The following is a 26954-nucleotide window of genomic DNA, read 5'->3' on the forward strand; positions in this document are numbered from 1 at the left end:
TCAGGCCGCCGCAAGCAGTTCCTGCGCGCGGGCCAGCAGGCGCTTGAAATCGATCTTGCCTTCGGGCGAGACCGGCCACTCGCCCTCCCAGGGCAGGAAGTCGCGCGGCACTTCGTAGATGGCCATCCGTCCCTTGCAGGCTTCGCGCAGTTCCGCATTGCCCGGCAGGGGCTGGGCGTTGCGCATGCGCACGAAGCTCACGACCTTGGTGCCCCAGTAGGGGTCGTCGACACCGAGTGTCTTCACGTCGTCGAAGCGGTCGCCGAAGATGTCGAGCAGCTGGGTCGTGACGCGGGTGGTGGACACGTTCTCGCCCCCCGACTTGATGACGCCGCCGAGCCGTCCGAGGTAGGTGACGTAGCCGTTGTCGAAGTGCCCGTAGTCGCCGCTGTGAAAGTAGCCCTCGCTGTCGAAGGCCTTGCGGGTTTCTTCGGGTTGCTGGTGGTAGCCGCGGAAGAGGTAGGGGCTGCGGTAGCAGATTTCCCCGGCCTCACCCTGGCGCGCCCGTTCACCGGTCTCCAGGTCCTTGATGACCACCTCCACACCGGGCAGTGGGCGCCCGTGCGTGTGCTTGTTGATGCTGTCGTTGACGCAGTCGTGATCGGCGAGCGAGACCAGGGGGCCGTTTTCGGTCTGCGCATAGAGGTTGTTGATGGTGGCGCCGGGCGGGCACATGCTGCGGACCAGGTCGTAGGTGCGCGGCTCACCGGCGAGGATCGCCTTGGCGATGCTGAATCGGTACCGTTCGAAATCCGGCACGCGGCGCATGCCTTGCCAGTGCGCATCAAAACCGAAGGTGCTGGTGCAGCCATAGCGGTCGATGAGGCGCAGGGCTTCGACCGGGTGGAACCCGTCCATGAGGACCACGGTCGTGCCGCAGTAGGCCAGGTTCATGGTGAGCGCGAAGATGCCGCTGTTGTGATAGAAGGGCGCGAGATTGATGTAGCGGTCGTCTTCGGTGATGCGCAGATTGCGCGCGCCGAAATGGGCGGTGGCCAGGGGGGGGCGGTGGTCCCACAGCGCGCTCTTGGACAGCGACGTGGTGCCCGAGGTCTGGCACATGAACTGGATGTCGGTGGCCTGCCCGGCGTCGACCAGCGCCTGCAGCTGTTCGGGCTTCACGGCAATGGCCGGGTCGCGCAAGCGCTGAAAGTCGATGTAGCCGGCGGGGACCGGAGCGGTCCGGCCGACGCAGACGACGTGCTGCAACGAAGGCAGCAGCGCCGAGCGCGCGCGGCCGTCCTCGCGCACGAGATCGGGCAAGGCGCCTTGCAGCAGCGCCAGCACATCGCGCGGGCCTTGCGCGTCGACGGTCACGATCAGTTTGGGCGCGTTGCGCTGGAGCACCCCTTGGAGCTCCTGGGTGCCCCAGAGCAGGTTGAGCGGGTTGACGATCGCGCCCACCTGCAGGGTCGCGAAGTACAGGGCCGCGAACTCGGGCGTCGGGCTGGGCAGCGTGGACACCACATCGCCACGGCCGATGCCCAGGTCCAGCAGGCTCTGGGCCAGGCGCTGCACCTCTGTGTGCAGTTCGTGGTAGCGGATCTCGCGGCCTTCGAACACCAGCGCCACATGGTCGGCGCGCCGGGCGCAGGTCTGGGCGAAAAACTGCGAAATGGTGCGGTGGTACCAGTCTTGCGAAAGCAGGCGGGAGGACAGCATGGGGGCTCCTGGGGGGTGCGGGCACTGCCGCTGGCGGGTGGCAGGCGCCGCGCCTGCCACCCGAGGGCGCTTATTGCAGGCCGTGGACCTTGACGTCGACCTTGGAATAGACCTCGTTCCAGTAGAGGTCGGCCAGGGCTTCGGCGCTGTTGATCGGGGCCACGAGCTGGGTCCACTTGGTCAGCAGCGGGCGCATGGCGGCGATCAGCTCATCGCCGCGCTTGACGTTGTGCTGCTTGGCGTAGGTGGCGGCCAGGTTCGGCGCGTCGGCCTCGATGGCGGCGCGCGAGACCTTCAGCATTTCGGCATCGGGCTGGTGCAGCTTGGCCCCCTTGGCCACGGCCTGCTCGACGTCGCGCTTGGCGTAGACGTAGTAGCGGTAGGTGACCTGGGCGCCCATGACGGTGCCGGCACGCAGCATGCCGCGGCGCTGGTCTTCGGTGAGCTTGCGCCAGACGTCGCGGTTGATGTTGGTGGTGGCGCCCGAGAAGGTGCCGCCCGGTACGCCAGGGGTGATGTCGGTGGTGACTTCCTTGAGGTTCAGGCCACTGAGTTCGGGCGCCGACTGGATGCTGCATTCGACGACCTTCTGCTTCATGGCCTCGAAGATCTCGTTGCCGGGCATCGACACCGGGGTCGCACCCACCTGGCGTGCCCAGCGCGCCCAGGCGGCACCGCCGGCGCGCAGCCGCGCGCCCTTGAGGTCGGCCGCGGTGCTGATGGGCTTGGTGCACAGCAGCATGTAGGGCGAGCTGCCACCGGTGCTGGTGAAGACCTGGTTCTGGCGCGCGAAATCGGCGTTGCACTCGGGGCACTTGGTGAAGATGAATTCGGCCAGGGCCCCGCCGAAGGCCATGCCGGCCTTGCCGCTCGTGTCGTTCTCCAGCGCCAGCAGCATGGACAGCTCGGACGCCATGTTCAGGTGCGGGTATTCGGCCGGCGTGTAGGGCGTGAGCACGTAGCCGATGTCGGCCAGGCCCTGCTTGAGGCCGGAGGACATCTCGGCCAGGTTGAGCAGCGACAGGTCGTACACGCGCAGGTTGACGGTGTTGTTGGTGTACTGCTTGACCGCGTCGGCATAAATCTTGGCCGATTCGGGCGCGGCTCCGGTCGGGAAGCCCACGGCGTAGCGCAGCGTGGTCTGGGCGCTGGCCAGGGTGCTGACGAGGGCGCCGGCGGCCAGGGCCACGGCGGTGATCAGGTTGCGGGTTGAGGGCATGGTGGTGTCTCCTGTGGGAATTCCCCGGATCGGGGCGGGTGGGAAGCGGGAAGCTGTTCAGTCGCGGAAAACGGGGGGCCGCCGTTCGCGGGCTGCGGCACCGGCTTCGGCCAGGTCTTGCGAATACAGCATGGCGGCGTTCCAGGTGGCCACGTGGTCGAGCCCGTCGGCGATGCGGTGATCGCGAGCGTGGTTGAGCATGTGCTTGGTGCCGCGCAGTGCCAGCGGCGACTTGGCCGCGAGCGTGCGGGCCACGTCGTGCACGCCGGCCTGCAAGGCCTCGTCGCTGGCGAAGCACCGATTGACCAGGCGCAGCGAAGCCGCTTCGTCCGCCTCGACGCGCCGGCCGGTGTAGGTCATCTCGCGCGCCGTGCCTTCGCCCACCAGGCGCGGCAGGCGCTGCAGGGTGCCCACGTCGGCCACCAGGCCGACATCGATTTCCTTCACGCAGAACCAGGCGTTGACGCTGGCGTAGCGCAGATCGCAGGCGGCGATGATGTCGATGCCGCCCCCCACGCAGGCCGCGTGCACCGAAGCGATCACCGGCTTGGCACAGCGCTCGATGGCGGTGACGGTGTCCTGGATGTCGAGGATGTGTTCACGCAGGCGTTCGCGGGCGCGGCCTTCGCAGCGGTCCTGCGTGAGCTTCTGCAGCTCGGCAAAGGTCGCGAGGTCGAGGCCGGCACAGAAGTGGCGCCCGCGCGCTTCCAGAATGCCCACCCGCGCCGCGTCGGTGCGGCCGAGCCAGCGCATGGCCTCGCGCAGTTCGTCCCACATGCGCAGGTTGATGGCGTTGGCCTTGGCGGGGCGGTTGAGCGCGATGCGCGCGATGCCGGCGTCCAGGCTGACGGCCAGGGTCTCGAAGTCGGGGGGGGACATGGCTCAGGTCTCCGGCACGAAGCGCGGGGCGCGTTTTTCCAGGAAGGCGCGCACGCCTTCGCGCGCGTCGGCGCTGGCCCCGCTGGCCACCATGCCCAGGTGCTCCATCGCCAGTTGCTGGTGCAGCGTGTGGTGTGCGGCCTGGTCCACCAGGGTCTTGATGCGGGCGAGCGATCCGCCCGCGCCCTGGGCCAGCGCGCGCACCAGCGCCTGCGCGGCGGGCAGCAGCGCGTCGTCAGCGTGCACCTCGGCCACCAGGCCAGCGGCCAGGCACTGGGCGGCGTCCAGCGGCTGGTTGGTGAACAGGATGTGTTTGGCACGCATCGGGCCGACCAGGCGGGTGAGCGCCCAGGACACGCCCACGTCGGGACTGAGGCCGATGGCCGAGTAGCCGCCGCGCAGCTTCATGGAGCGCGCCGCGAGCACGATGTCGGCGCACAGCGCCACACCGATGCCCCCGCCGCCGAGCGAACCCTGCACGGCGCTGACCACGGGGGCGGGCAGGTGGCTCAGGGTGTGGATGGCTGCGTGCAGCGGGGGAATGCCCTGGTCGAGCAGGGCGGCCATGTCGGCGGCGGCGGCGAAGCCGCGGATGTCGCCGCCGGCACAGAAGTGCGGCCCTTGCGCGGTCAGGAGCACGGCGCGCACGGTGCCACGCTGCTGTGCGGCGGCGACTTCGCCGACCGCCTCGACGAAGGCAGCGCCGGTGGCGTCGTCGAGCACGTTGGCCTGTTCGGGCCGGTTGAGGGTGAGGGTGGCGACGTGGTCGCGGATGTCCAGCAGGATGGGGGGCGTCATGGTCATTTCGGGCCGGGGCGCGCGCAAGGAGGAACGTCACGCCGATGGCGGGACAGTGTGGAAGCGCGCGGGGTGGGCGTCTTGCGTCGACTGGCTGGAAGCCGGGCAGGGTTTGTGCGGATAGGGGCGGCGCAGCCATTGGGCGCAAGACGGTCGGGCGCGTGGTGGGCACACTGGTGAGCCACCGGGCGCGTGCTGCGCGCCGTTTCCTGCCGAGGAGTTTTTCGCATGCCCCTGCCGCCGCCCGACTGCCCGCGAGAACCCAGCCAGCAGCGCCAGATCCGCATCGAGGGTTTCCGGCGCGCGGACGGTCTCTGGGACGTGGAAGGGCATCTGTTGGACACGCTGCCGCACGACGTGCAGGTCGGGGGTGGTCTGCGGCGCGCGGGCGAGCCGATGCATGCCATGGCACTGCGCCTGACGGTGGACCTGCAGGCCAGCATCCGGGCGGCGGTGGCGGTGTCCGATGCGCACCCCTTTGCCGGGGTGTGCGGGCGCATCACGCCGGCCTACGAACAACTGGTGGGTTTGCGCGTGGGGCCGGGGTTTCGGCGCCAGGTGCGCGCGCTGTTCCCGCCTTCTGCGGGCTGCACGCACCTGAGCGAGCTGGTGCTGGCGCTGGGCACGGGCGTGCTGCAGACGCTGGCCACCGCGCTGCACCGCGACCCGGCGGTCAAACCGTTCAGCCTGGATGGCTGCCACGCGCTGATGACCGACGGGCCCGTGGTGCGGCAGTTCCATCCCCGCTGGTACCGCGGGGTGGACGCGCTGCCGCCTGCGGCCTGAGCGGAAGCGGCGGCTTCAGGCGCTCCCTGCCGGCGGGGGCGCCACGCCGTAGCTGCGGGCCATGCCGGCGCGCACGTCCATCTGTACGCCGTAGGGCGGGATGGGGTAGCGCAGGCCGTTGGCCGCCAGCCGCTCGACCCCCGCGATCGCCTGGGCCAACTGGGCCGGCCGCAGCGCCAGCAGCAGTTCGTCGTCGGGCACGCCGCCGTAGCGCCGTTCGGGAAAACACGGCAGCGCGAGGCTGGGTTCGCCCGTGGCCAGGGCCCGCCCCCACGAATCGGCGCAGGCCGATTCCCCCACCGCGCCCCATTCGAGGCGGCGGTAGCCGGCCCATTGCAGACCGTTGATCAGCAGGATCATCTGCGCCGGGTTGGCGTAGACCAGTGCGATGTCGGGATCGGGCAGGCGGCCCGCGTTCAGCGGCGACACGGCCATGGCGGCGTAGCGACCGTGCGGCGCGCAGTGCATGGCGCGCTGGTGGGCGGCGGCGTCGGCGGGCGTGGCGAACCACACGCCCACGAAGGGCGTGCCTTGTTCGAAAGCCTCGTCGCGTGGTGACAGGCCCAGCACGGCGCTGCACTGCGGCCCGACCAGATCGGCGGCGGTGATGCCGACGGTCTGGCCGAGCCGGGCCGCCTGGCCGACGATCTGGTCGGCGGTGTGGATGCCGGTCGGGCGGCGCAGGCGGGGCACGCTCTGCAGATCGGCCTCGTGTGGAAACAGCTTCATCGCCACGGGCGTGGTCTTGAGGCGCAGCAGGCGAAACAGCGCTTCGGTCAGTACGGCGCCGTCGGGTGGGGTGGTCTCGGGCGGGGCGGGGTGGGGCGTGGGGTCGGTCATGGGCGCAGTGTCTGGCGCGGGGCGGGCCAGGTCTTGTGCCCAGTGGCTGCGCGGGGGCGCTGACCGCGTTCACCCCGGAGCGGTGGTGATGCGCAGGTGACGGGGGCGACCAAGCCCCGCGGTCCGGTAGCCAGTTGGCACAAGACCGCGCTGATCCCCTTGCCTAGGATGGCCCGCACGCTGGCTGGACGGTGGTCGTTCACGCCGGTGACCAACACGGAGACAGCCGCCTCATGAGCGCCACCGCCACCCCTTCCGACCTCCACGCCCCGTCGGCCCTCGACATGAACCTGATCGAACGGGTCTGCGTGGGCGACATCATCCAGCGTTCCGCCGACGTCTACCCCGACCGGATCGCGCTCGTGGACGGCGAGCGCCGGCTCAGCTATGCCGAATTCAATGCCCGGGTCGACCAGCTCGGCCACGCCCTGCTGGGCCTGGGCCTGCAGCACCAGGACATCGTGGCCCTGGCCGCGCGCAACCGGCTGGAAATGCTGATCACCTATTTCGCCTGCGCCCGCGCCGGCCTGATCTGCATGCCGATCAACCTCGGCCTGCGCGCAAGCGAGATCGCGTTCTGCCTGCGCGATGCGCGGGCGCGCGTGCTGATCGCCGAACACGCGCTGCGCGACGTGGTCGAGGCGGCCCGGCAGGAAGCGCCGCCGGAGCTGGCGCACGTGTTCTGGTTCGGCGGCGGGTCGCCCGCGCCGGCCGAAGACTTCGATGCGCTGCTGGCCTCGGGCCAGACCGGACCGCTGGAAGTGCTGGTGCGCGACCGCGACGTGGTGCAACTGCTCTACACCAGCGGCACCACGGCCAACCCCAAGGGCGTGCTCACCAGCCACGTGGCGGTGACCATCGCCGGCCTGTCCAACGCCATCGTGCACCAGTGCACGCCCGACATGTCGGCGCTGGTCGGTCTGCCGCTGTTCCACTGCGCGATGCTCAATTCCGTGGCGATGCCGTTCCTGACGGTGGGTGGCAAGCTGGTGCTGACTCAGGGCTTCGATCCGGCCGACAGCGCACGCCTGATCGACGAACACCAGATCAACGTGATGGTGCTGCTGCCCATGATGTACGGCGTCTGGCTCAGCGACCCGGCCTACCGGGGCCGCACCTTCCCGTCGATGAAGCGCGCCATGTACGCCATGGCGCCCATGCCGCCGGAGCGGCTGGAGGCGATCCACGGCATGTTCCCCAACGCCGACGTGGTGCTGGGGTCGGGCCAGACCGAGTTCACGCCGGCCACCTGCGTGCAGCGGCCCGAACACCAGTGGTCCAAGGCGGCGACCTGGGGCACGGCCACGGTGATGACGCGCGTGGCCATCATGGACGAGGACGGCCGGCTGCTGCCGCGCGGCGAGACCGGCGAGATCGTCTACCGCGGCCCGCAGGGCATGCAGGGCTACCTGAACCTGCCGGCGGAAAACCACAAGAGCTTCCGCCACGGCTGGTTCCACAGCGGCGACGTGGCCCACATCGACGAGGACGGCGCCATCTGGTTCAAGGACCGCTACAAGGACGTGATCAAGTCCGGAGGTGAGAACGTGGCCAGCATCGAGGTCGAGCGCTGCCTGCTGCAGCACCCGGCCGTGGCCGACGTGGCGGTGATCGGCGCGCCGCACGAACGCTGGGGCGAGGCGGTGGTGGCCAGCGTGGTGCTGGCGCCCGGGCAGCAGGCCGACGAGGCCGCGCTGATCGCGCATTGCCGCGAACACCTGGGCGGCTTCAAGGTGCCCAAGGCGGTGGTGATCGTCAGCGAGTTTCCGCGCACCGGCACCGGCAAGATCCAGAAGCACCTGATCCGTGCCGAACTGAAGGGCCTGTTCGATGCCGCCTGAGTCGCCCCCCGATCTGGGGCCGCTGGACTTTGGCGCCCTGTTTCACCTGCGCGGCAAGACCGCGCTGATCACCGGCGCTTCCAGCGGCATCGGCTTGCACGTGGCGCAGCTGTATGCCCGTGCCGGCGCGGCGGTGGCCCTGGCCGCCCGCCGGGTCGACCGCATCGAGGCCGCCGCGCAGGCGCTGCGCGCGGCGGGCCACCGCGCCTGCGCCGTGCCGATGGACCTGCTCGACGACGCCAGCATCGTGGCCGCCTTCGACAGCGCCGAGGCGCAACTGGGCGCGCCGCTGAACCTGTTGTTCAACAACGCCGGCGTGTTGTATGCCGCCCGCTTCGTCGACCAGGACATGGCCGAGGTGGACAGGGTGCTGGACACCAACCTGCGGGGCAATTTCCGCGTGGCGCAGGAAGCGGCGCGGCGCATGGGCGCGCGGCGTGACGGCGTCATCGTCAACGTCGCGTCCACCGCCGCCTTCGGCACCGGCGCCCAGCTGTCGAGCTACTGCGCGTCCAAGGCGGGGCTGGCGCACCTCACCCGCATCCTGGCGCTGGAACTGGCTTCGCGCGGCATCCGGGTCAACGCCCTGTGCCCGGGCAACTTCGACACCGACATGGCCGAGACTTTCCGCGACAAGGGCTTCGACCAGAACCTGATCGCGCGCACGCCGCTGCGCCGCTTCGGCCAGTTGCCCGACCTGGACGGCGCGGCGCTGCTGCTGGCGTCCGACGCCGGGCGCTACATGACCGGTGTGGCCCTTCCCGTCGACGGCGGGCAACTGCTGAGCTGGATGTGACCCCATGCCGACCGCTTTCGATCCTTCCCTGGCCCTGAAACCCGGCGGCATCGCAGTCATCACCGGCGCGGCCAGTGGCTTCGGCCGCGAACTGGCGCTGCTGTGCGCAGCCGCCGGCCTGCAACTGGTGCTGGCCGATGTCGACGAAGCCGGGCTGGCGCAGACCGTGGCCCTGACCGGCCTGCCGCCTGCGGCGGTGCTGGCGCAGCCCTGCAACGTGGCCGACGCCGGCGAGGTGGACCGCCTGGCAGCGCGGGCGCACGAACGCTTCGGCGCGGTGCACCTGCTGTTCAACAACGCCGGCGTGATCGCCGCCGGCCCGTCGTGGAAGGCCACGCCGCAGGACTGGCAGTGGGTGTTCGGCGTCAACGTCATGGGCGTGGCCCACGGCATCCGCAGCTTCGTGCCGGGCATGCTGGCGCAGGGCGAGCCGGCCTGGGTGGTCAACACCGCCTCGGTGGCGGGCCTGGTGTGCCCGCCCGAGCTCGGCGTCTACGCGGCCAGCAAGCACGCGGTGGTGGCGCTGTCCGAATGCCTGCACCACGAGCTGGCCGGCAGCGGCCAGCCGGTGGGCGTGTCGGTGCTCTGCCCCGCCTACGTCGACACCGGCATCGCCGACGCCTTTCGCCACCGGCCGGCCGAGCTGGCCGAGCGCAACCCCGACGACGCGGCCTTCCTGGCGCGCACCAAGGTGGCCATGCAGGCGGGTCGCCTGAGCGCCCGCGACGTCGCCCAGCGCACGCTGGACGGGGTGCGCGAGGGGCGCTTCTACATCCTTTCACACCGCAGCGCGGCCGCCGGGGTGGAAAGCCGCCTGCGCGCCTTCCTGGCGGGGGGCGCTCCCGACAACCCGCTGGCGGGCGTGGGCTGAGCCCGCCGCACCGCACCGGCCTTCTTTTCCCCACCGAACCCCGGATCCTCCCATGGCTTTTGAACCCACCCCCCGCGTCGTCGACCTGCAGCAGCGCCTGTCGGCCTTCATGGACGCCCACATCTACCCGAACGAGGCCCGCCACCTGGAAGAGGCCGAAACCCTGGGGCCCTGGAAGGTGCTGCCCGTGATCGAGGAACTCAAGCCCAAGGCGCGTGCCGCCGGCCTGTGGAACCTGTTCCTGCCCGAGAGCGAACACGGCCCGGGCCTGAGCAACCTGGAATACGCGCCGCTGTGCGAGATCATGGGGCGGTCGCTGCTGGCGCCCGAGGTGTTCAACTGCTCGGCGCCCGACACCGGCAACATGGAGGTGCTGGCCCGCTACGGCACGCCCGAACAGCAGGCGCGCTGGCTGCAGCCGCTGCTGGCGGGCGAGATCCGGTCGTGTTTTGCCATGACCGAGCCCAGGGTGGCCTCCAGCGACGCCACCAACATCGAAAGCTCGATCCGGCGCGAGGGCGATCAGTACGTGATCAACGGCCACAAGTGGTACACCACGGGCGCCACCGATCCGCGCTGCAAGATCGGCATCTTCATGGGCAAGTCCGACCCCGACAACGCCGACCGCCACCAGCAGCAGTCGATGATCCTGGTGCCCATGGACAGCCCGGGCATCCAGGTCAAGCGTTCGCTGCCCGTGTTCGGCTTCTACGGCATGCCCGACCGCGCGGCCGAGGTGATCTTCGAGAACGTGCGTGTGCCGGCGTCGAACATGCTGCTGGGCGAAGGACGGGGCTTCGAAATCGCCCAGGGTCGCCTGGGGCCGGGCCGCATCCACCACTGCATGCGCCTGATCGGGCTGGCCGAGCGCACGCTGGAAAAGATGTGCCGGCGTTCGCTGGACCGGGTGGCGTTCGGCCAGCCGGTCGCCACCCAGGGGGTGACGCTGGAGCGCATCGCGCAGGCGCGCATCCTCATCGAACAGACGCGCCTGCTCACGCTCAACGCGGCCGAGCGCATGGACACCGTGGGCAACAAGGCGGCCAGGACCGAGATCGCCATGATCAAGGTGGCGGCGCCCAACATGGCCTGCCAGGTGGTCGACTGGGCGATCCAGGTGCACGGCGGCGGCGGCACCAGCAACGATTTCGGCCTGACCCACGCCTACGCCATGGCGCGCCTGCTGCGCCTGGCCGACGGCCCGGACGAGGTGCACCGCAACCAGATCGGCAAGCTGGAGCTGCGCAAGTACCAGCCCCGCCGGCCGGCCTGAGGTCCCGGCGCCTGGCCGGGCGGGCCGCAGCGCAGTGTTCGGACCTGGGGTTAACCCTCGATCTGCCCGCCTGCCGGAACGCTGTCACCCAGGTGCGTATCCGATAGCCATTTGACACAAGACAATGACCAGGGGGGTGCCTACACTGGAAGCCAGACCGGGATAACCCGGCTGGTGGCAGACAACGAGCCGTCAGGCAGGCCCCGAGCGTGCCGACGGCCACCAGGAGACAACGATGCGTATTGACCAGGATCGTCCGTACGCGATCAGTGCGCGGGGCATCACCAGCGCCGAACGTGTGATGTGGATCACCCCTGATCGCGTGTTTTATGCCGGGCTGCTCGGCACGCCCACCACCCGCAACTACGGGGCGCTGTTCGTTTACGTGGCGCTCGACAGCGAGGTGAAGCTGAGCATCGACGGGCAGGCGTGGCAGAGCGGCAATGTCGCGGTGCTGCAGCCTTACACCAGCCACCGCGTTGCCTGCGACGCGCGCCACGTGGTCACGGTCATGATGGAGCCCGAATCGGTCGACATGGCGCGCCTGCCCGGGTGGCTGCGCGACAACCAGGGCGTGATCGAGGCCGAAGAATTCCGCCGCCGCGTGCTGCGGGCGCACCAGGAAATCTTGCGCAACGGCCACCAGGCCGACGCCCCGATGTTCGATTTCGACGAACTGGTGTTCGGCACCCGCCTGCCGGCGCGCTCGGTGGACCCGCGCATTGCCCAGGTGCTGGAGCGTATCCGCACCGACCCGTCGAGCCAGGCGCTGGCCCAGGACTGTGCCGAACAGGTGCACCTGTCGTTCTCCCGATTCCTGCACCTCTTCAAAAGCGAGGTGGGGGCATCGTTCCGGAGCTTCCGCACCTGGAAGCGCGCGCGCAGCCTGCTGCACTACGTGGTGGACCAGCGCTCCACCCTCACCGACGTGGCGCTGGGCGCGGGCTATCCCGATTCCACCCACTTCAGCCACTCCATCCGGCAGGTCTACGGGCTCAAGCCCAAGGACATCTTTGCCGGTTCGCGCAAGCTGCGCGTGATCGGCCCGGGCCAGCCCCAGGGCCAGTACGCCTGATCCGCCCAGGCGGTGCGGGGGACGCCCCGCCCATGGTCCGGCGCAGCCGGCCCCGTTCAGTCTGACCACGGACCCGCGCCCCCACCGGCAGCGGGCCGGGCGGGTGCGTGCCCGAGCGGCGTCCCCGGCCGGATGTTTTTCCATCCCTGTTGAGGGCCGCCATGTCCACACCGTCTTCGTCCGCTGATCTCCGCCAGCGTGTCCAGGCCTTCATGGCCGAACACATCCTGCCCAACGAGGCCCGCTACGCCGAGGCCCTGAAGTCCGCGGGTGACGGCCATGCGCCAGCGCTGCTGCAGCAGCTCAAGGCCCTGGCCCGCGCGCAGGGGCTGTGGAACCTGTTCCTGCCGGGCCACCACGGCGCGGGCCTGAGCAACGCCGACTACGCGCCGCTGGCCGAGATCATGGGCCGGGTGGCCTGGGCGTCCGAAGTGTTCAACTGCTCGGCCCCCGACACCGGCAACATGGAAATCCTCTCGCTGTACGGGACCGAGGCGCAGAAGGCGCGCTGGCTGCAGCCGCTGATGGCCGGCGAGATCCGCTCGGCCTTTTCCATGACCGAGCCGGCCGTCGCGTCCAGCGACGCGACCAACATCCAGTGCGAGATCCGGCGCGACGGCGACCACTACGTGATCAACGGCCGCAAGTGGTACACCTCGGGCGCGATGAATGCCGCCTGCAAGCTGCTCATCGTGATGGGCAAGACCGAGCCCGACCACCCCGACAAGCACCGCCAGCAGTCGATGATCCTGGTGCCCATCGACACCCCGGGCGTGAAGATCGTGCGCAACATGGCGGCCTTCGGCTACGAAGACCACCCGGGCGGCCATCCCGAAGTGGTCTACGACAACGTGCGTGTGCCAGCCGAGAACCTGCTGCTGGGCGAAGGGCGCGGTTTCGAGATCGCCCAGGGCCGCCTGGGGCCGGGCCGCATCCACCACTGCATGCGCCTGATCGGCTGCGCGCAGCGCGCGCTCGAACTCATGTGCCAGCGCGCCACCGCCCGCGTGGCGTTTGGCAAGCCCCTGGGCGAACACGGCTCGGTGCGTGAAGACATTGCGCATTCGTACTGCGAGATCGAACAGGCCCGGCTGCTGACGATGATGGCCGCCGAGAAGATGGACCGCGAAGGCAACAAGGCCGCGCGCGACCTGATCGCGGCCGCCAAGATCGTGGTGCCGGCGATGGCTGCGCGCGTGATCGACCGGGCCATCCAGGTGCACGGCGCGGCCGGCGTCTCGCAGGACACCTTCCTGGCCGAGGCCTACGTCTATGCGCGTTTCATCCGCATCGGTGACGGGCCGGACCAGGTTCACCTCGCGGCGCTGGGGCGGCAGTTGCTCAAACAGCACGGCGCAGCGGCGGTGGCATGAGCGGCGCCACCGCAACCCGCCCGGGCGAAGGAACGCCCGCGCCCACGGTGGTCAGCGCCCCGCCGCTGGACCTGCCACGGCTGGAGCGCCACTTCGCCCGGCACGTGCCCGGCGTGGGGTGCCTGTACGAGGCGCGGCGCATCGTCGGTGGCAACTCCAACCCGATCTGGCGCCTGCGCGCCGACGGCGGTGCGTACATCCTGCGCACCCAGCCGGCGGGCGCGCTGCTCAAGTCGGCGCACGCGCTGGACCGCGAGGTGCGTGTCATTCAGGCGCTGGACGGCACCCCGGTGCCGGTGGCGCGCATCCACCACCTGTGCAACGACCCCGACGTGATCGGCGTGCAGTTCTACCTGATGGACTGCATCGACGGCGAGGTGCACCGCGAAGTGGCCATGCCCGGCCTGTCGCGCGAGCGCCGCACCCACCTCTACCGGGCCGCCCTGGACACGCTGGTGGCCATCCACCGCACCGACCTGCAGGCCACCGGGCTGGCCGACTTCGGTCGCCCGGGCAATTACTTTCAGCGCCAGCTGCACCGCTGGACGCAGCAATACCGCACGGCCCTGCCGGAAGGCCTGCCCGCGGTGGACGCGCTGATCGATGCGCTGGTGCCCCAGGTGCCGCAGGCGGAGGCGCCCACGGTGCTGCTGCACGGCGACTGCCGGCTCGACAACCTGATGTTTCAGCGGGGCACACACCGCGTGCTCGCCGTGCTCGACTGGGAGCTGTCCACGCTGGGCCATCCGCTGGCCGACCTGGGGCAGTTCCTGGGCGTGCAGGAGCTGGCGCCCGATTACCTGCTGCCCGGCCTGGCCGGCATGGACCGCGCGGCGCTGGGCATCCCGTCGCAGCGCGAGATGGCGCGCTACTACCTGGGCCGCATGGGGCTGGCGCCCGACACCGACCTGCGCTTCTACAAGGCCTTTGCGCTGTTCCGCCAGGCGGCCATGTCGGCCGGCCTGCTGCGGCGCGCGCGCGAGGGCACGGCGGTGGCCGAAAGCGCGCTGGCCTTTGGTGAGAGCACCGAGGTCTTCGCCGAAACCGGGCTGGCCGTTCTGGACCGCCCCGACGTGGCCTGACCCGGCAACCGACCATGGCCCGCGATTTCACGGATCCCCAGTTGCAGCAGATCGCGCGCCCGCCCGAAGCGCTGGCGCTGACCGCACTGCAACAAGGCGACACCGACACCCTGCACCGCGCGCTGGACGAGATGGCGGCGGGGCATGCCGGGCTCGACGCGCTGTCCCTGCACGCGCTGGCACGCAAGGCCGGCAAGCTGCACCAGGACTTTGGCGAAGACCGCGCGCGCGAAGCGCTGGAGCGCATCGGCCGCCAGCTCATGGCCACCTGGGTCGCGCAGTGGCAGGCCGGCGGGGTGGACGACGTGCGCGGCGCCATCGCCGACCTGGTCGCCATCTTCCGCCACCAGGTGGGGGCCGATCTGGCCCCGCTGGAAGAAGACGGCACGCACGTCACGCTGCACCTGCGGGCCTGCGGCAGCGGTGGCCGCATCGACCGCCAGCGCCTGGCCGAGCGGCACCCGCAGGCCTACGGCCCCTGGCGCGATGGCGTCAACAGTTTCTGCCAGGGTTGCCAGGCGCAGCAGCGTGCGCTCAACGGGGCGCTGGGCTTCGACGCCTGGACGGCCGACAAGCAGCCCGGGGGTGCCTGCGTGCTGCGCTTTCACAAAGGCGCGCAGGCGGGCCGTGTGCTGTTCAGCGACGCCGAGCGCCTGGCCCTGACACGCACCCGGGTCGACCAGGCGCGCGACCGGCTGGCGCAGGGCGACACCGCCATCGAATCCCTGCTCGACGGCCAGCGCAAGGAGTGGATGCCCTGGCACGACTTCGGTGTGGTCTGGCTGGCGCACTTCTACGCGATCGCGCTGGAGCTGGGCGGCCCCGACTATCTGGACGAGCTGCTGGCCCAGACCTACGAGCCGGCCTTTGTGGCGGGCTTTCCGCGCTACGCCGCGCTCGACGACGAGGCGCTGGTGCGCGAGATCGCGCGCACCTGGAACTACCACTGCGCCGATTTCCACCTGCACGAGGAAGACGACCGCTTCGTCTTCACGCTCGACCCCTGCGGCAGCGGTGGGCGCCTGCTGCGCGCGCAGATGTGGCGTGGCCTGTTCCGCTACGGCGCGCCGCTCTCGCCGCGCATGCCCGAGGCGCACCCGATCAATTTCCTGCGGCGCGACGCGCCCACCTACTGCACGCATTGCGCGGCCTCCAACCGTGCGCAACTGGGCCGGGCCAGCGACCCCGCCGTGCCGCTGTTCTTCGTCATCGACGGCCATGCGCAGCGCGCGCCCGGCATGCCGTGCCGCACCTTTGTCTACAAGCGCCAGGCCGACCGTTCGCGGGTCGACCCCGCGCTGTTCCACCAGGTGGGCTTGCCTGCGCCCGCCGCTTCCCATCCTTGAGGAGTCCCACCATGAGTTCCCCCGCCGGCGCCCCGCGCCACCCCTTCGACCTGTCCGGGCGGATCGCCCTGGTCACCGGCTCCACCATGGGCATCGGCGAGGCCACGGCGCGTGTGCTGGCGCAGGCCGGCGCGCACGTGATCATCAGCAGCCGCAAGCCCGAAGATTGCGAGCGTGTGGCCGGTGAGCTGCGCGCCGACGGTCTGAGCGCCGAAGGCCGCGCCTGCCACATCGGCCGCATGGAAGACATCGCCGCCATGGGCGAGCACCTGCAGGCCACGCACGGCGGGCTGGACATCCTGGTCAACAACGCGGTGCTCAGCCCGCTGCGTAGCATCGACGACACCGAACCCGGCCTGTTCGCCAAGACGGTGGAGGTCAACCTGCGCGGCTACTGGTATCTCTCGCTCGAAGCCACCCGGCGCATGAAGCCGCGCGGCGGCGGCAGCATCGTCAACATCGCCTCCATCGCGGCGCTGCACCCCGACCGCGGCCTGGGCCTGTACTCCACGCTCAAGACCGCGCTGATCGGCATGAGCCGCAGCTTCGCGCTGGAATACGGCGAACACGGCATCCGCGTCAACACCGTGATGCCGGGCCTGATCAAGACCAAGCTGGCCAACGCCTACGACCCCGAGCAGCAGGCCCGCACCATCGCGCGCACGCCGGTGGGCCGCCTGGGCGAGGGCGAAGACATCGGCCACGCCGTGCTCTACCTGAGCAGCCCGGGCGCGGCCTTCGTGACGGGGGCGAGCCTGGTGGTGGACGGGGGGCTGACGATAGCGTCGCTGTGAGCTCCCCCCTGCGCCGCTGACGCGGCTTCCCCCCTCTCTGGCGCACCGCTGCGCGGTGCTGGGAGGGGGGACGCACCCTACGGCCCGGCAAAGCCGGTTCCGTGGGTGCCTGGGGCCTGAACTTCCCCGCATTCGTCGCCTGTCTTTCGCCTTGCCTTTGCCGCCCCTCGCGGGAACGGGGGCCGAGAAGGCAACACGCACATTCACCTTGGAGAACCCACATGAAAGCTGTGCTCTGCAAACAATACGGACCGCCCGCGTCGCTGGTGGTGGAGGCGGTGCCATCGCCGCAGCCCGGGCCGGGGGAGGTGGTGGTGGCGGTGCATGCCGCGTCGGTGAATTTTCCCGACGGGCTGATCATCGAGAACAAGTACCAGTTCAAGCCCGAGCTGCCGTTTTCGCCCGGCGGCGAGGTGGCGGGCACCCTCAGCGCCATCGGGCCCGGGGTCAGCGGCTGGGCCGTGGGCGACCGGGTGATCGCGGTCTGCGGCTGGGGCGGCTTCGCCGACGAGGTGAAGGTGGCGGCGGGCAAGCTCATCCGCCTGCCCGAGGGCATTGGCATGGACGCGGCGTCGGCGCTGGTCATCACCCACGGCACCACGCATTACGCGCTGCAGGTGCGCGGACAACTGCAACCGGGCGAGACCCTGCTGGTGCTCGGCGCTGCGGGCGGCACCGGCCTGTCGGCGGTGGAGTTGGGCAAGCTCATGGGCGCGCGCGTGATCGCGGCGGCCTCCAGCGACGAGAAGCTCGCGCTGTGCCGCGCGGCCGGCGCCGACGAGGTGATCAACTACGCCACCGAAGACCTGCGCGAGGCGCTCAAGCGGCTGACGGGCGGGCGCGGCGTGGACGTGGTCTACGACCCGGTGGGGGGCGACTACACCGAAGCCGCGCTGCGGTCCATGGCCTGGGGAGGGCGGCTGCTGGTCATCGGCTTCACCGCCGGCACCATCCCGCGCCCGCCGCTGAACCTGCCGCTGCTCAAGGGCTGTTCGCTGGTCGGCGTGTTCTACGGCGGCTTCACCGAACGCGAGCCCGACCGTGCCGATGCGCTGATGCAGCAGTTGCTGGGCTGGCTGCGCGAAGGCCGGGTGCGCCCGGTGATCAGCGAATACCTGCCGATCGAGCAGGCCGCACAGGCGCTCGACACCGTGGGCCAGCGGCGCGCGCGCGGCAAGATCGTGCTGACCACGGCGCTGGGCCGTTCGGCGGGGCTGCCATGAAGGTGCAAGACACGGTGGTGGTGGTCACCGGGGGCGGCAGCGGCATCGGCGCCGCGCTGGCGCGCGCCTGCGCCCAGGCCGGTGCGGCGCAGGTGGTGGTGAGCGATCGCGATGCGGCCGCGGCCGAGACGGTGGCGCGCGCCATCGGCGGTCATGCGATGGCCGCCGACGTGGCCGACGAAGCGCAGACGGTGGCGCTGATCGACGAGACCGAGCGCCGCTTCGGCCCCATCGGCCTGTTCTGCGCCAACGCCGGCGTATCGGTGCAGGGCGGGGTGGAGCGACCCGATGCCGACTGGCAGCGGCTGTGGCAGATCAACGTGATGGCGCACGTGCACGCGGCGCGGGCGCTGGTGCCGCGCATGCTGGCGCGCGGCGGCGGGCACCTGCTGTTCACGGCGTCGGCCGCCGGCCTGCTGTCGCAGTTCGACGCGCCGTACGCGGTCACCAAACACGCGGCGGTGGCGCACGCCGAGTGGCTGGCCATCACGCACGGTGGCGAGGGCCTGGGCGTGAGTTGCCTGTGTCCGCTGGGTGTGGACACGCCGATGCTGCAGGCCGAAGCCGGGGCGCGGCGCGAACTGATGTCGGCCGGCCTGCTCAGCGCCGAGGCGGTGGCGCAGGCCACGCTCGACGGCCTGGCGGCGGACGAGTTCCTGATCCTGCCGCACCCGCAGGTGCGCGAGTACATGCGGCGCCGGGGCGACGACCACGCCCGCTGGTTGCAGGCCATGCGGCAGTTTCACGCGCAGGCCCGCGGTGGCTGAAGCCGCCGCGCGGGTGCGCGCCATGCTGCTGATCACCACCTTGCTGTGGGGGGTGAACCTGACCGCCATCAAGTGGCTGACCGGTCTGTTCGATCCGGTGCTGCTGTCGGGCGTGCGCATGCTGGCCGCGCTGCTGCCCATGCTGGTGCTGCTGCGCCTGCGGCGCTGCTGGCAGACGCCTTCGCGCGCGCAGTGGCGGCAACTGGCTGCCTGCGGCGTGCTCATGGTCTACCTCAACCAGTGGTGGCTGGCCGAAGGGCTGGCGCGCAGCAGCGCCACCCACGGCGCGCTGATCACGGCGCTCAACCCGCTGCTGTCGGCCATGCTCGCGCTGTGGCTGCTGCGCGAGGCGCTCAGCGGCCGGCGCCTGTGCGGCGTGGGATTGGGGTTGGCGGGGGTGGCGCTGGTCATCCTCAACCGGCCCGGCGCCGAGCTGGCGCAGGGGGGGCTGGGCGACGGGCTGGTGGTGCTGGCGGTGCTGGTGTTCACGCTGGGCGCGGTGCTGATCCAGCGCCTGGCCGCCGACCTCAACGCGGTGGTGATCGGGGTTGGCGTGCACGCGGTCGGGGCTGCCTGCCTGCTGGTGCACGCGGTGGTGCAGGGGGCCTGGAACGGGTGGCCCGCCATGCCGGCGCCAGGCAGTGGCTGGTGGGCCATCGCGGTGCTGTCGGGGGCGCTGTCGACGGGCCTGGGCAACCTGATGTGGAACCGCGCCATCGGTCTGGTGGGCATGGCCCGTGCAGCGGTCTGGCTGTACTGGGTGCCGCTGTTCGGGGTGGCGTCGGCGGTGGTCCTGCTGGGCGAGCCGCTGACCGTCTGGCACGCGCTGGGCCTGGGGCTGGTGTTCATCGGTACCCACCTGGGCACGCATGTGGCGCGGGTACCACGCGCCACCGGTCCGGTCTAGGGAAAACCCCTTCGGCCGCAGCCAGTGGGCACAAGCGGGCAGGGGCGGGCGTTCCTAGCATGAAGGCGGCCGAGGTCCTGGCGTGAGCCCTGTGGTGTCCGTGGCTTCGGTGCGTTGCATTCAATGACCAACCGGGCCCACCGATGGCCCAAGGAGACAAGGCATGACCCCCTGGATTCGCCGAGCAATCGGCCTGACCGCCGTTGTGGCCGCCGCCACATCCCTGGTGCTGCCCGCACAGGCGCAGAACCGCGAACTGCGTTACGCCATCGGCCAGCCGCCGAGTGCCCTGCCCGTCATCGGCGGGCAGGCGTTCGCCAAGGCGGTGGCCCAGGCCACCGAGGGCAAGCTCACCGTCAAGGTGTACGCGATGTCGCTGCTGAACATGGCCGAGACCTCGGCGGGCCTGCGCGACGGCCTGGCCGACATCGGCTTCGTGCTGACGCCGTACTTCCCGGCCGAGTACCCGCACACCAACGTGATCTCCGAGGCCTCGATGATGCTGCGCCTCATGGGCGACAAGGTGCGCGGCAAGGAGGGCCTGGCCTACATCCCGGCCATGACCGAATTCATCTTCACCAAGTGCCCCGAGTGCCATGAAGAGTTCGCCAAGCAGAACCAGGTCTACACCGGCCACGTGGGCGGCTCCAGCTACGGCCTGATCTGCAACAAGCCCGTGAAGTCCGAAGCCGACATGAAGGGCAAGCGCTTCCGCGTGGGCGCGGCCAACTGGGCGCGCTGGGTCACGGCCATGGGCGGTTCGCCCGTGACCATGTCGGCCAACGAAATGCTCGAAGCGCTCAAGCAGGGCGTGGTGGACTGCATCGTGCTGTCGTCACCGGAGATCCGCAACTTCGGCCTGACCGAGGTGGTGACCGACATCGCCATGGCCGCACCCGGGGGCATCTTCTCCACCGCCGGTTCCAACGTGAACATGCGCGTCTGGCGCAGCCTCACGAACGAGCAGCGCGCAGCCTTGCTGCGCGGCGCGTCCGTGGCCGCGGCCAACGTGCCGTTCGCCTACCACCGGGTGGAAAACGAGGTGCTGGACCAGATGAAGAAACGCGGCGCGCGCATCCACGAGACCGACCCGGCCCTGGTGCAGAAGTCGCAGGTCTTCATCGAGCAGGACATGAAGACCATCGCGGACTACTTCGCGTCCAAACACGGGGTCAAGCGCAGCGCCCAGATGCTGGCCGAGTTCCGGCCCATCCTGAGCAAGTGGGTCGACCTGGTCCAGACCGTGAGTACCGAAGAACAGTACGCCGACCTGTACTGGCGCGAGGTGTTTTCCAAGGTGGACACCGCCACCTACGGCATGAAGTGAAGGATCGTTCACCTCTGCGCCGCTGACGCGGCTTCTCCCTCCATGGCACGGCTGCGACGCTGCGCTGGGAGGGGGTGGCGTGGGGCTTTTCCGTGAAGGAGGGCCCAAGGGCGCGGAGGCCGGCGCCGGACGCAAAGAAGAAGCCCGCCAATGGCGGGCTTCTTCTTTTCGGGGGGTGTGTTCAGCCCAGTTGTCGGGCCAGTGCCTTCGGCACCGCGATGGGCAGGTCCAGCAGCATCTGGCCCATGCCCTTGCCCAGCGGGTCCATGCGGGCGGAGGCGGGGCCGCCGCCGTCCAGCGCCTGTTCCATGGTGATGTTCATGGCGTGGATGCCGGGCAGGTAGAAGCGCCGGACCTCGCCCTTGACCAGGTGGGCGAAGTAGGCCTTGACCACCTCGGGCGTGAGCCGGGCCCAGATCAGCGGCATCCAGGCCGGGTCGCGGGCGATCAGGCCGATGTTGGAGATGTCGCCCTTGTCACCGCTGCGGGCCCAGGCCAGACGCACCAGGGGCACGTCCACCGTCTCGGTGTCGGCGGAGCCCCATTCGGCGGGTGCCAGTGCTGCGGGGGCGGTGGCGTCGCCCGTACCGGGCGCGATGGCGGCAGGCTGGGCCTGGCCGTCGACCACCACGGTCACCGGCACCTCGGTCTTTTTCACCAGCAGCGACAGCGGCTTGATGTTGGGCGAAGCGCTGGGCCGGCCGGTGCTGGGGCCGGTGGTGCCGGGCGACCACGAGGTGCCCGAGGGCGCGATCTCGCGCGCGAAGATCTCCAGCGCCTGCTTCATCGGGTGCGTGACCGCGATGCGCACCATCACCTCGCGCGAAGCGCCGGTGCGCGCGTGCGGCCCGTACAGCGTCTCGGCGCCGAGCAGGGCCACGTTCGCGCTGGTGTAGCCGGGCAGGCCCAGGCTTTTCAGCAGGGCGCTGGTGCGGGCGATCACCGCCTCGCCCGTGCGCTGGGCCTTGGCGGCGGCGTCGATGCCGATGATGACCATGGTGCCCGCGCAGCGCCAGCCGTCGAGCTGGGTGGCCGAGACTTTGTAGCTGTCGGTCGGTGCGCGCCCCAGGGCGCCGCTGACACGCACGCGCTCGGGCGACAGCTGCTCGATCACCACCTGGCGGAAGTCGCAGGTCACGTCGGGCAGCAGGTAGGCGCCCGGGTCGCCGATTTCGTAGAGCAGCTGTTCGGCCACCGCGGCGCGGGCGATGAGGCCGCCGGTGCCGGCAGGTTTGGTCACCTCGAAGCTGCCGTCGGCGTGGCATTCGATGATGGGGTAGCCGATGTTCGGCCAGTCTTCCACGCGTTCCCAGTCGGTGTGCAGGCCGCCGGTGGCCTGGCAGCCGCATTCGACGATGTGGCCCGCCAGGCTGCCCCCGGCGAGTGGGTGCCAGTCGTCCGGCGTCCAGCCGAATTCGTGGATCAGCGGGCCCAGCGTGGCGGCGCTGTCCACGCCGCGGCCGGTGATGACGATGTCGGCCCCGGCCGCCAGCGCCTGCGCCACCGGGAAGGCGCCCAGGTAGGCGTTGGCGCTCAGGATCTTTTCGGGCAGCGCCTCGCCGCTGAACATGTCGCGCACGCCGGCTTCGCGCAGGCGCGGCATCTGGGCGCTGATGTCGTCGCCCGTGACCACCGCGATGCGCGGCTTCAGCCCCAGCGTGTCGGCCAGCGCCCGCAGCGCGTCGGCGCAGCCCTGCGGGTGGATGCCGCCGGCGTTGGCCACCACCTTGATGCCGCGGCGCATCACCTCGGGCAGCACCGCCTTCATGGCGATGTCGACGAAGTCGGTGGCGTAGCCCATCTCGGGCTTCTTGGCACGGGCGGCGGCGAGGATCGCCATGGTGGTCTCGGCCAGGTAGTCGAACACCAGGTAGTCGATCTGCCCGCTGTTCACCAGTTGCGGGGCCCCCACCATGCTGTCGCCCCAGAAGCCCGAAGCGCCGCCGATGCGGACGGTCTTGTTTGCGGTTGTCTCTTGTGTCGCCATGTCGGTCGCTCTCCTTGGTTGCGCCGTCAGCGTAGCAGGGCCGGCGCCGGCTGGCTTGCGGCCAGTGGCTGGCCGGCACTGTGGTGCCGGTGCCGACGAAAGGGGTAATGTGACCAATTGACGCAAGACGGGGGCGGGTGTGTCGCCCACACTGGTTTCCGGCCATGTGGCCTGCCCGACACCCTTGCCCAGGAAAACCACTTGGCCTTCCATCCTGCCCGCCAGACGGTTGCTGAACCGGCTCCCGCCTCGTTCTGTGTGCTGGGCATGGCCGAGAGCGTGCACTGGGTGTCGCTCGCGCTCATGCGGGCGGTGCGGGCCCAGGGGTTTCGCACCACCGGCCTGATGCCGGTGGCGCGCGACGCGCAGTGGCGCCATGGCCGCTGGCACAGCGCGCGCGTGGCGCGCCTGCAGGCGGCCAGCTCGTTCGACTTCCCGGCCAGTGCGCTGTGCACCGCGCCCGTGCCCGATCCGGCGGTCACGGCCGCGCCACCCCGGTTCGACCCGGAGGCGGTGGCCGAGAGCTACGCCGCACTGGCCACCTGGACCGACGTGGTGGTGGTTGACGGCGTGGGCGACCCCGACGCGGCGCTGGCGCCGGGCTTCACGCTGGCAGATCTGGCGCAGTCGCTGGGGCTGCCGGTGATCGTGGTGTGCGAGGACGACGCCGCGGCGCTGCAGGCGTCGTGCGCGCTGGTCAAACGCTGCCGCGCCCGCGGCCTGCGCGTGGCGGGCTGGGTGCAGGTGGGGCAGCACCCGCAGGCCTGCGCGGCCGGCATCCCCCGGCTCGGGGTGCTGCCGCGCGATGACCTGCAGCAGCCCGGGGTCGCCGCCTGCCACGTCGATGCGGCCCGGCTGATCGAGGCGCTGGGGCCCGCCACCCCCTGAGCCTGCCGCGGCAGCCAGTCCGCGCAAGACAGCCCGCAGCCATCGCCGAACAATGCCGGCAACGGACCCCTTTCGGGTCTGTCCCTGTTGCTGACTGCCATGACCTTTCGTGCCACCCTGGACCTGCTGCTGCTCGACTGGCTGCAGGCCGCCGCGCTGACGGCGCGCCCCCGCTTCGCCGACCACTCTGCGGACACCTTCGCCGCGGTGCTCGACCTCAGCGAACGCCTGGCACAGGACAAGTTCGCGCCCCACAACCGGCGCGCCGACACCGAAGAGCCGCACTTCGACGGCGAGCGCGTGCACCTGCCCGAAGCCACGCGCGAGGCGGTGCAGGCCCATGCCGAAGCCGGCCTGCGCGCGGCGGGGCAGGACGCCGAATGCGGCGGCATGCAACTGCCCTACGTGGTGGAAGCGGCCTCGCGCAGCTTCTTCATGAAAGCCAGCATCGGCATCGACGCCTACGCCATGCTCACCACGGCCAACGCCAACCTGCTCATGGCGCATGGCACGCCGGCGCAGCGCGCCGCGTTTGCCGTGCCCGAACTCGATGGCCGCTACACCGGCACCATGTGCCTGAGCGAGCCGCAGGCCGGCTCCAGCCTGGGGGACATCCTCACGCGCGCGGTGCCGGACGGCGCCGGCAGCGACGCCGATCCGCTCGGCCCGCGCTACCGCCTGCAAGGCCACAAGATGTGGATCTCCGGGGGCGAACACGAGCTGGCCGACAACATCGTGCACCTGGTGCTGGCCAAGGTGCCCGGTGCCGACGGCCGCCTGCCGCCGGGCGTCAAGGGGATTTCGCTGTTCATCGTGCCGCGCTGGCTGGTGAATGCCGACGGCCGCCTCACCGGCACGCGCAACGACGTGGCGCTCGCCGGGCTCAACCACAAGCTGGGCTACCGCGGCACGGTCAACACCCTGCTCAATTTCGGGGAAGGCCGGTACCCGGTGGCCGGGCGCGCGGGTGCCGTCGGCTACCGCGTCGGGGCCGAAGGCGACGGCCTGCGCTGCATGTTCCACATGATGAACGAGGCGCGCATCCAGGTGGGGCTGGGGGCCACCATGCTCGGGTGGGCGGGCTACGAGGCCGCGCTCGACTACGCACGCCAGCGCCCCCAGGGCCGGCCCGCCGGCCCGGCCGGGCGGGACCCCGCCACACCGCCGCGGCCCATCATCGAACATCCCGATGTGCGCCGCATGCTGCTGGCGCAGAAGGCCTATGCCGAAGGCGGCCTGGCCCTGGGGCTGTACTGCGCGCGGCTGGTGGACGACAAGGCCACGGGCGACGCCGCGCTGGCCAGCGAAGCCGGTGCCTTGCTGGAGCTGCTGACCCCCGTGGCCAAAAGCTGGCCCAGCGAGTGGTGCCAGGAAGCCAACAGCCTGGCGATCCAGGTGCACGGCGGCTACGGCTACACGCGCGATTTCGCGGTGGAACAGCACTGGCGCGACAACCGGCTCAACATGATCCACGAAGGCACGCACGGCATCCAGGCGCAAGACCTTCTGGGTCGCAAGGTGCGCGCCGAGGGCGGCCGGGCGCTGGCCCTGTGGCAGGCCCGGCTGCAGGACACGGCGCGCCGCGCGCGCGCGGTGGTGGCCCTGCAGCCGATGGCCGATGCGCTGGAGGACGCGGCCGCGCTCGTCACCGCCGCCACCCAGGCCGCCTGGCGCGGCGACCGGCCCGACGTGGCCACCCACAACGCCATGGGCTATCTGCGCGGCTTCGGCCACACCGTGGTGGCCTGGCTCTGGCTCGACCTGGCGACGCTGGCGTCACAGCGCCTGGAGGCTGGCGCGGGCGATGCCCAGCTGCTGCAGGGCCAACTGGCGGCGGCGCGCTACTTCTTCGTGCGCGAGCTGCCCCAGGTGGGGGCCTGGCTGGCGCCGGTGATCGACGGCGACGACCAGCTGGCCACGCTCGACACGGACGTGCTCTGAGGTCAGCCACTGCGCGCAAGTCGCGGCGGGGGCCGGTTCCTAGAATGAAAAACGCGGCCCGCAGCCACCCCGGCTGCGGGGCTTTCCCCCTCTCAGCCCCATGTTCGACTTTCCTTCCGCGCCCCATTACTTCACCGCCGAACACGACGCCTTCCGCGAAGCGCTGCGCGACTTCGTGGCGCGCGAGATCACCCCGTTCGCGGCCGACTGGGACGAGGCCGAAGGCTTTCCGCGCGAGCTCTACCGCAAAGCCGCCGATCTGGGCGTGCTGGGCGTGGGCTACGACGAAGCCTATGGCGGCACACCGGCCGACGTGTTCTACCACCTCATCGTTTCGGAAGAGATTGCGCGCTGCGGCGCCGGTGGGGTGGGGGCGTCGCTGCTCTCGCACACCATCGGGCTGCCGCCCGTGGCCCGTTTCGGCAGCGAGGCGCTGAAGCAGCGCATCATTCCCGAGGTGCTGCGCGGCGAAAAGATCGCCGCGCTGGCCGTGACCGAGCCCTCGGGCGGCTCCGACGTGGCGGCGCTCAAGACCACCGCCGTGCGCGATGGCGACCACTACGTCGTCAACGGCGAAAAGGTCTTCATCACCTCGGGCATGCGGGCCGACTACTTCACGGTCGCGGTGCGCACCGATCCGGCCAGCAAGGGCGCCTCGGGCATTTCGGCGTTGCTGATCGAAGGCGACGCGGCGGGCCTCTCGCGCACCGCGCTCAAGAAGATGGGCTGGTGGGCGTCGGACACGGCGCACCTGCGCTTCGACAACGTGCGCGTGCCGGCGAGTCAGTTGCTGGGCGTGGAGCACCAGGGCTTCAAGGTGTTCATGAACAACTTCAACAGCGAGCGCCTGGGCATGTCGGCGCAGGCCTGCGCCTACGCGCAGGTCTGTCTGGAAGAGGCGCTGGACTGGGCGCGCGAACGCAAGACCTTCGGCATGAGCCTGTCCGAGCGGCAGGTGATCCGCCACAAGCTGGTCGACATGTACGCCCGCATCGACGCCGCGCGCAGCCTGATCTACGACCTGGCCTGGCGCCTGCGCGAAGGGGTGGGCGACGCCAACGAGCTGGTCGCCCGCACCTGCATGGCCAAGATCCTGTCGACGCAGGCCATGCAGTTCTGCGCCGACCAGGCGGTGCAGATCCTGGGCGGCATGGGGTTCATGCGCGGTACGCGCAGCGAACGCATCTACCGCGAGGTCAAGGTGATGATGATCGGCGGCGGTTCCGAAGAAATCATGAAAGACCTGTCGGCGCGCCAGCTCGGTTTCTGAGCGGGCGTT

23 protein-coding genes are annotated in these 26954 nt (G+C 70.6%); 17 read left to right on the forward strand and 6 right to left on the reverse strand.

The window, feature by feature from the left end:
- The 4 genes from L0977_RS08690 to L0977_RS08705 form a co-directional block, all read right to left on the reverse strand.
- Complete coding sequence (locus L0977_RS08690; protein WP_234264461.1) at positions 1 to 1662, reverse strand: class I adenylate-forming enzyme family protein; 1662 nt, start codon at positions 1660 to 1662, stop codon at positions 1 to 3.
- A 70-nt stretch (positions 1663 to 1732) separates the two neighbouring features.
- Positions 1733 to 2881, reverse strand: a complete 1149-nt coding sequence (locus L0977_RS08695; protein ID WP_234264462.1) for a C4-dicarboxylate TRAP transporter substrate-binding protein — start codon at positions 2879 to 2881, stop codon at positions 1733 to 1735.
- 57 nt (positions 2882 to 2938) lie between these two features.
- Positions 2939 to 3760, reverse strand: coding sequence for a crotonase/enoyl-CoA hydratase family protein (locus L0977_RS08700; RefSeq protein WP_234264463.1), 822 nt, complete (start codon positions 3758 to 3760; stop codon positions 2939 to 2941).
- Positions 3761 to 3763: 3 nt separating this feature from the next.
- On the reverse strand, positions 3764 to 4558 hold the full coding sequence (locus L0977_RS08705) for an enoyl-CoA hydratase/isomerase family protein (protein WP_234264464.1): 795 nt from the start codon (positions 4556 to 4558) through the stop codon (positions 3764 to 3766).
- A gap of 228 nt (positions 4559 to 4786) precedes the next feature.
- On the opposite strand from L0977_RS08705, the gene L0977_RS08710 reads away from it, so the two are divergent.
- A complete protein-coding gene (locus L0977_RS08710; RefSeq protein WP_234264465.1) occupies positions 4787 to 5344 on the forward strand; it encodes a DUF2889 domain-containing protein in 558 nt (185 codons plus the stop codon).
- 15 nt (positions 5345 to 5359) lie between these two features.
- Here the strand turns inward: L0977_RS08710 and L0977_RS08715 are convergent, their stop codons facing one another.
- Positions 5360 to 6184, reverse strand: coding sequence for a DUF169 domain-containing protein (locus L0977_RS08715; RefSeq protein WP_234264466.1), 825 nt, complete (start codon positions 6182 to 6184; stop codon positions 5360 to 5362).
- Between the two features lie 233 nt (positions 6185 to 6417).
- Between L0977_RS08715 and L0977_RS08720 the strand changes: the two genes are divergently transcribed.
- From L0977_RS08720 to L0977_RS08780, 13 genes are all read left to right on the forward strand, one after another.
- A complete protein-coding gene (locus L0977_RS08720) occupies positions 6418 to 8025 on the forward strand; it encodes an AMP-binding protein (RefSeq protein ID WP_234264467.1) in 1608 nt (535 codons plus the stop codon).
- The gene (locus L0977_RS08725; protein WP_234264468.1) at positions 8015 to 8821 is read left to right on the forward strand and encodes an SDR family NAD(P)-dependent oxidoreductase; all 807 of its coding nucleotides are present in this window, start codon (positions 8015 to 8017) and stop codon (positions 8819 to 8821) included. The genes L0977_RS08720 and L0977_RS08725 overlap by 11 nt, the downstream gene beginning before the upstream one ends.
- Before the next feature lie 4 nt (positions 8822 to 8825).
- The gene (locus tag L0977_RS08730; protein WP_234264469.1) at positions 8826 to 9692 is read left to right on the forward strand and encodes an SDR family NAD(P)-dependent oxidoreductase; all 867 of its coding nucleotides are present in this window, start codon (positions 8826 to 8828) and stop codon (positions 9690 to 9692) included.
- Between the two features lie 52 nt (positions 9693 to 9744).
- The gene (locus L0977_RS08735) at positions 9745 to 10965 is read left to right on the forward strand and encodes an acyl-CoA dehydrogenase family protein (RefSeq protein WP_234264470.1); all 1221 of its coding nucleotides are present in this window, start codon (positions 9745 to 9747) and stop codon (positions 10963 to 10965) included.
- Between the two features lie 235 nt (positions 10966 to 11200).
- Complete coding sequence (locus tag L0977_RS08740; RefSeq protein WP_234264471.1) at positions 11201 to 12040, forward strand: helix-turn-helix transcriptional regulator; 840 nt, start codon at positions 11201 to 11203, stop codon at positions 12038 to 12040.
- Positions 12041 to 12201: 161 nt separating this feature from the next.
- Positions 12202 to 13413, forward strand: coding sequence for an acyl-CoA dehydrogenase family protein (locus L0977_RS08745; protein ID WP_234264472.1), 1212 nt, complete (start codon positions 12202 to 12204; stop codon positions 13411 to 13413).
- Positions 13410 to 14495: a phosphotransferase family protein gene (locus tag L0977_RS08750; RefSeq protein WP_234264473.1), complete on the forward strand. Its 1086-nt coding sequence runs from the start codon at positions 13410 to 13412 to the stop codon at positions 14493 to 14495. Before L0977_RS08745 ends, L0977_RS08750 begins: the two co-directional genes overlap by 4 nt.
- 14 nt (positions 14496 to 14509) lie before the next feature.
- The gene (locus L0977_RS08755; RefSeq protein ID WP_234264474.1) at positions 14510 to 15841 is read left to right on the forward strand and encodes a hypothetical protein; all 1332 of its coding nucleotides are present in this window, start codon (positions 14510 to 14512) and stop codon (positions 15839 to 15841) included.
- 11 nt (positions 15842 to 15852) lie between these two features.
- Positions 15853 to 16635, forward strand: a complete 783-nt coding sequence (locus L0977_RS08760) for a glucose 1-dehydrogenase (protein WP_234264475.1) — start codon at positions 15853 to 15855, stop codon at positions 16633 to 16635.
- A gap of 221 nt (positions 16636 to 16856) precedes the next feature.
- The gene (locus tag L0977_RS08765) at positions 16857 to 17858 is read left to right on the forward strand and encodes an NADPH:quinone oxidoreductase family protein (RefSeq protein ID WP_234264476.1); all 1002 of its coding nucleotides are present in this window, start codon (positions 16857 to 16859) and stop codon (positions 17856 to 17858) included.
- Positions 17855 to 18625, forward strand: a complete 771-nt coding sequence (locus L0977_RS08770) for an SDR family oxidoreductase (RefSeq protein ID WP_234264477.1) — start codon at positions 17855 to 17857, stop codon at positions 18623 to 18625. The genes L0977_RS08765 and L0977_RS08770 overlap by 4 nt, the downstream gene beginning before the upstream one ends.
- Positions 18618 to 19532, forward strand: coding sequence for a DMT family transporter (locus L0977_RS08775; protein WP_234264478.1), 915 nt, complete (start codon positions 18618 to 18620; stop codon positions 19530 to 19532). Before L0977_RS08770 ends, L0977_RS08775 begins: the two co-directional genes overlap by 8 nt.
- Positions 19533 to 19695: 163 nt before the next feature.
- Positions 19696 to 20859 (forward strand): C4-dicarboxylate TRAP transporter substrate-binding protein, encoded by a 1164-nt coding sequence (locus tag L0977_RS08780; protein ID WP_234264479.1) that lies wholly within the window; start codon positions 19696 to 19698, stop codon positions 20857 to 20859.
- A gap of 181 nt (positions 20860 to 21040) precedes the next feature.
- On the opposite strand, the gene L0977_RS08785 is transcribed toward L0977_RS08780, so the two are convergent.
- Positions 21041 to 22846 (reverse strand): acyclic terpene utilization AtuA family protein, encoded by a 1806-nt coding sequence (locus L0977_RS08785; RefSeq protein ID WP_234264480.1) that lies wholly within the window; start codon positions 22844 to 22846, stop codon positions 21041 to 21043.
- Positions 22847 to 23047: 201 nt separating this feature from the next.
- On the opposite strand from L0977_RS08785, the gene L0977_RS08790 reads away from it, so the two are divergent.
- From L0977_RS08790 to L0977_RS08800, 3 genes are all read left to right on the forward strand, one after another.
- Positions 23048 to 23734, forward strand: a complete 687-nt coding sequence (locus tag L0977_RS08790; protein ID WP_234264481.1) for an AAA family ATPase — start codon at positions 23048 to 23050, stop codon at positions 23732 to 23734.
- 99 nt (positions 23735 to 23833) lie between these two features.
- Positions 23834 to 25675, forward strand: a complete 1842-nt coding sequence (locus L0977_RS08795; RefSeq protein WP_234264482.1) for an acyl-CoA dehydrogenase — start codon at positions 23834 to 23836, stop codon at positions 25673 to 25675.
- Between the two features lie 100 nt (positions 25676 to 25775).
- Positions 25776 to 26945, forward strand: coding sequence for an acyl-CoA dehydrogenase family protein (locus tag L0977_RS08800; RefSeq protein WP_234264483.1), 1170 nt, complete (start codon positions 25776 to 25778; stop codon positions 26943 to 26945).
- Positions 26946 to 26954: the final 9 nt, after the last annotated feature.

Origin of the sequence: Hydrogenophaga sp. NFH-34 (assembly GCF_021401345.1) — a bacterium.
Classification (GTDB): Bacteria; Pseudomonadota; Gammaproteobacteria; order Burkholderiales; family Burkholderiaceae_C; genus Hydrogenophaga; species Hydrogenophaga electricum.

Excerpts from the sequence above, each read along its gene's own strand:
- L0977_RS08755 (WP_234264474.1), top strand. The coding sequence starts at position 14,510 with ATGGCCCGCGATTTCACGGATCCCCAGTTGCAGCAGATCGCGCGCCCG.
- L0977_RS08690 (WP_234264461.1), bottom strand. The coding sequence starts at position 1,662 with ATGCTGTCCTCCCGCCTGCTTTCGCAAGACTGGTACCACCGCACCATT.
- L0977_RS08720 (WP_234264467.1), top strand. The coding sequence starts at position 6,418 with ATGAGCGCCACCGCCACCCCTTCCGACCTCCACGCCCCGTCGGCCCTC.
- L0977_RS08740 (WP_234264471.1), top strand. The coding sequence starts at position 11,201 with ATGCGTATTGACCAGGATCGTCCGTACGCGATCAGTGCGCGGGGCATC.
- L0977_RS08800 (WP_234264483.1), top strand. The coding sequence starts at position 25,776 with ATGTTCGACTTTCCTTCCGCGCCCCATTACTTCACCGCCGAACACGAC.
- L0977_RS08715 (WP_234264466.1), bottom strand. The coding sequence starts at position 6,184 with ATGACCGACCCCACGCCCCACCCCGCCCCGCCCGAGACCACCCCACCC.
- L0977_RS08735 (WP_234264470.1), top strand. The coding sequence starts at position 9,745 with ATGGCTTTTGAACCCACCCCCCGCGTCGTCGACCTGCAGCAGCGCCTG.
- L0977_RS08765 (WP_234264476.1), top strand. The coding sequence starts at position 16,857 with ATGAAAGCTGTGCTCTGCAAACAATACGGACCGCCCGCGTCGCTGGTG.
- L0977_RS08745 (WP_234264472.1), top strand. The coding sequence starts at position 12,202 with ATGTCCACACCGTCTTCGTCCGCTGATCTCCGCCAGCGTGTCCAGGCC.
- L0977_RS08785 (WP_234264480.1), bottom strand. The coding sequence starts at position 22,846 with ATGGCGACACAAGAGACAACCGCAAACAAGACCGTCCGCATCGGCGGC.
- L0977_RS08705 (WP_234264464.1), bottom strand. The coding sequence starts at position 4,558 with ATGACGCCCCCCATCCTGCTGGACATCCGCGACCACGTCGCCACCCTC.
- L0977_RS08700 (WP_234264463.1), bottom strand. The coding sequence starts at position 3,760 with ATGTCCCCCCCCGACTTCGAGACCCTGGCCGTCAGCCTGGACGCCGGC.
- L0977_RS08780 (WP_234264479.1), top strand. The coding sequence starts at position 19,696 with ATGACCCCCTGGATTCGCCGAGCAATCGGCCTGACCGCCGTTGTGGCC.
- L0977_RS08725 (WP_234264468.1), top strand. The coding sequence starts at position 8,015 with ATGCCGCCTGAGTCGCCCCCCGATCTGGGGCCGCTGGACTTTGGCGCC.
- L0977_RS08710 (WP_234264465.1), top strand. The coding sequence starts at position 4,787 with ATGCCCCTGCCGCCGCCCGACTGCCCGCGAGAACCCAGCCAGCAGCGC.
- L0977_RS08795 (WP_234264482.1), top strand. The coding sequence starts at position 23,834 with ATGACCTTTCGTGCCACCCTGGACCTGCTGCTGCTCGACTGGCTGCAG.
- L0977_RS08750 (WP_234264473.1), top strand. The coding sequence starts at position 13,410 with ATGAGCGGCGCCACCGCAACCCGCCCGGGCGAAGGAACGCCCGCGCCC.
- L0977_RS08730 (WP_234264469.1), top strand. The coding sequence starts at position 8,826 with ATGCCGACCGCTTTCGATCCTTCCCTGGCCCTGAAACCCGGCGGCATC.
- L0977_RS08695 (WP_234264462.1), bottom strand. The coding sequence starts at position 2,881 with ATGCCCTCAACCCGCAACCTGATCACCGCCGTGGCCCTGGCCGCCGGC.
- L0977_RS08770 (WP_234264477.1), top strand. The coding sequence starts at position 17,855 with ATGAAGGTGCAAGACACGGTGGTGGTGGTCACCGGGGGCGGCAGCGGC.
- L0977_RS08760 (WP_234264475.1), top strand. The coding sequence starts at position 15,853 with ATGAGTTCCCCCGCCGGCGCCCCGCGCCACCCCTTCGACCTGTCCGGG.